General features: G+C 74.8%; 2 protein-coding genes. Both read left to right on the top strand.

What is annotated here, in order from left to right; translation table 11 throughout:
- The coding region (locus ACSMHG_RS19440; RefSeq protein ID WP_435748223.1) for a bifunctional FO biosynthesis protein CofGH at window positions 1–2,609 on the top strand (2,609 nt) is incomplete at its 5' end.
- An 87-nt stretch (window positions 2,610–2,696) separates the two neighbouring features.
- Window positions 2,697–3,713: serine/threonine-protein kinase (locus ACSMHG_RS19435; protein ID WP_435748221.1), on the top strand; the 1,017-nt coding region annotated here is incomplete at its 3' end.

The following is a 3,713-nucleotide window of genomic DNA, read 5'->3' as shown; positions in this document are numbered from 1 at the left end:
CCCGCCCCCCCCCCCCCCCGGCGCCCCCCCACCCCCCCCCCCCCCCCCCCCCCCCCCCCCCCCCCCCCCCCCCCCGCCCCCCCCCCCCCCCCCCCCCCGCGCTCGACGTCGGCGAGGCCGAGGCGCTGCTCGCGGCGACCGGCGAGGAGCTCGACCGGCTCTGCGCCGCCGCCGCGAAGGTGCGCGACGCGGGGCTCGTCGCCGCCGGCCGGGTGGTCGACGGGCGCCCCCTCGTGACGTACTCCCCCAAGGTCTTCATCCCGGTGACGCGCCTGTGCCGCGACCGGTGCCACTACTGCACGTTCGTCGAGACGCCGGGTCAGGCGGCGCGGGAGGGGCGCGCGCCGTACCTCTCGCCCGACGAGATCCTGGCGATCGCCGCCGACGGCGCCCGGCTCGGCTGCCTCGAGGCCCTCTTCACCCTCGGCGACCGGCCGGAGGACCGCTGGCCGGAGGCTCGGGAGTGGTTGGACGAGCAGGGGTACGACTCGACGCTGGCCTACGTGCGGGCGATGGCGGTGCGGGTGCTGGAGGAGACCGGCCTGCTGCCGCACCTCAACCCCGGCGTGATGAGCTGGGAGGAGATGAACCGGCTCAAGCCGGTCTCGCCCTCGATGGGCATGATGCTCGAGACCACCTCGCGCCGCCTGCACGAGACCAAGGGCCTGGCCCACTTCGGGTCGCCCGACAAGGATCCCGCCGTCCGCCTGCGCGTGCTCGAGGACGCCGGGCGGCTCTCCATCCCCTTCACGACCGGCCTGCTCGTGGGGATCGGCGAGACGCTCGCCGAGCGCGCCGAGACCATCTTCGCCCTCCGGGCGAACGCCCGCGCCTACGGCCACGTGCAGGAGGTGATCGTCCAGAACTTCCGCGCGAAGCCCGACACCGCGATGCGCCACGTCGACGACCTCGGGCTGGCCGAGTACCGCGCCGCCATCGCGGTCACCCGGATCGTCCTCGGCCCCCGCGCCCGGGTGCAGGCGCCGCCGAACCTGGTCGACCACGCGCAGGGCTCGGCGGAGTGTCGCGCGCTGCTCGACGCCGGTGTCGACGACTGGGGCGGGGTCTCCCCGCTCACCCCCGACCACGTCAACCCCGAGCGGCCGTGGCCGTCCCTGGAGCGGCTGCGCGCGCTCACCGCCGAGAGCGGCTTCGAGCTGGCCGCGCGGCTCACCGTGCACCCCGAGTACGTGCGGCAGGCCCTCGACGAGGGCAGCCCCTGGCTGGACCCCCGCATCGCCGGCCACGTCGCCGCGCTCGCCGAGCGCGCCGGACCGCGGGCCGGCCTGGCGCGCCCCGGCGTACGGCCCACCGGGCTGCCGTGGCAGGAGCCGGACGGCGGCGCGGAGTCGCTGCGCAGCACCGGCCGCACCGACCTCCACACGGCCGTCGACACGGAGGGGCGCAGCGAGGACCGGCGCTCGGACTTCGCCGACGTCTACGGCGACTGGGACTCGGTGCGCGACGCCGCCTCGGCCACCGGCACCCCGGCGGTGCTGCACGCCGAGGGACGGGAGGCCCTCGCGGCCGCCGAGGCCGACCCCGGCGGGCTCGCGGAGGAGCACGCGCTGACGCTGATGACCGCGGAGGGCGACCTGCTCGAGGAGGTCTGCCGGCTGGCCGACGACCTCCGCCGCCAGGTCGTCGGCGACGACGTGACCTACGTGGTCAACCGGAACATCAACTTCACCAACGTCTGCTACGTCGGCTGCCGGTTCTGCGCCTTCGCCCAGCGACGCACCGACGCCGACGCCTTCTCCCTCTCCCTCGACCAGGTCGCCGACCGAGCCGAGGAGGCGTGGGAGCTCGGCGCGACCGAGGTCTGCATGCAGGGCGGGATCGACCCCGAGCTACCGGCGACGGCCTACTTCGACCTCGTCACGGCGGTCAAGCAGCGGGTGCCGGAGATGCACGTGCACGCCTTCTCCCCCATGGAGATCGTCAACGGCACCGCCCGGACCGGGCTGAGCACCGAGGACTTCCTCATCAAGGCGCGCGAGGCCGGGCTCGGGTCGATCCCCGGGACCGCGGCGGAGATCCTCGACGACGAGGTGCGGTGGGTCCTCACCAAGGGCAAGCTCCCCACCCGCACCTGGGTCGAGGTGGTCAGCACCGCGCACCGGGTCGGGATCCCCACCACCTCCACGATGATGTACGGCCACGTCGACCACCCGCGGCACTGGGTCGGGCACCTGCGGCTGCTCGCCGGCCTGCAGGACACCGCGCGCGAGGCGGGTGGTGCGGGCTTCACCGAGTTCGTCCCGCTGCCGTTCGTGCACACCTCCGCACCGATCTACCTCGCGGGCGTGGCCCGGCCCGGCCCCACCCTCCGTGACAACCGGGCGGTGCACGCGATGGCGCGGATCATGCTGCACGGGCGCATCGACAACATCCAGACCAGCTGGGTCAAGCTCGGCGTCGAGGGCACCCGGACCATGCTGCGGTCCGGCGCCAACGACCTCGGCGGCACCCTGATGGAGGAGACCATCTCGCGGATGGCCGGCTCCGAGCACGGCTCCGCGAAGACGGTCGCCGAGCTCGTCGAGATCGGCGCGGGCATCGGCCGCCCGGTGCTCGAGCGGACCACGACGTACGCGCGGCGGTCGTGACCCGCTCGTGACCGATCGAGGGGTTTCACCGACCACGCCGGTCGGTAAACTCCCCGCGGTGGGCCGCCGGGCCCGGACGAGGCAGGCATGGGATACCCGAAGGTCGACGACGAGTACGACGGTCGCTACCGCATCGTGCGCCGCATCGGCCACGGCGGGATGGGCGTCGTCTACGAGGCCGTCGACAAGGTCCTCAACCGCTCGGTCGCCCTCAAGATCGTGCTCCCCTCGCTGCCCGACCGGGAGGACTTCCACGCCCGCTTCGAGCGGGAGGCCTCGGTGCTGGCGCGGATCCGCTCGCGCAACATCGTCGGCATCCACGAGTACGGCGAGCACGACGACACCGTCTACTTCGTCACCGAGCTCTTCCCCGACGGCGACCTGCGCAACTGGCTCGCCGAGCACGGGCCGCTCGACCGGCGCGCCGCGCTGACGCTGGTGGCGCAGACCTGCGAGGCGCTCGCCGACGCGCACGCCGCCGGGGTGATCCACCGCGACGTCAAGCCCGGCAACGTCCTGCTGTGGAGCCGCCCCGAGGGGTTGATCCCCTACCTCGCCGACTTCGGCATCGCCCTGGACGGCCGCAACGCGGACCGGGAGGGCCTGACCCGGGCCGGGACGCTGGTGGGCAGCCCGGCGTACATGGCGCCCGAGCGGCACTTCGGCCACCCCGCCGACGAGCGTGGCGACGTCTACTCCGTGGGCTGCCTGCTGTGGGCGGTCCTCACCGGGGACGCGCCGTACGCCGGCACCGACTTCCAAATGATCAACAGCCACGTCAACAGCCCGATCCCGCAGCTCGAGACCGGCGACCCGGTCGACGAGCGGATCGACGAGCTGCTGGCCCACGTCCTGCACAAGGACCCCGCGCAACGGGTGCAGTCGGCCACCGACCTGCGCGAGGCGCTGCTGTCGATCGTCCGCGACATCGACGCCGGGCGGCTCCCCGCGCCCGGTCCGGCACCGGAGCCCGGGGCCCCGGCGACGGCGGCGGCCCTCCTCGGTCCCGGGCCCGCCGACACCACACTGCCCCCGGCGGACGCGCCCGCCGCGGGGCAGGACGACGACCGCACCGCGGCGAAGCCGCTGGCCGCCTCGCTGGCC

Source organism: Nocardioides ureilyticus (genome assembly GCF_051280745.1).
Taxonomy (GTDB): Bacteria; Actinomycetota; Actinomycetes; order Propionibacteriales; family Nocardioidaceae; genus Nocardioides.
Note: the sequence above shows the minus strand (reverse complement) of the source record. Positions and strands in the feature narration are given on the sequence as shown.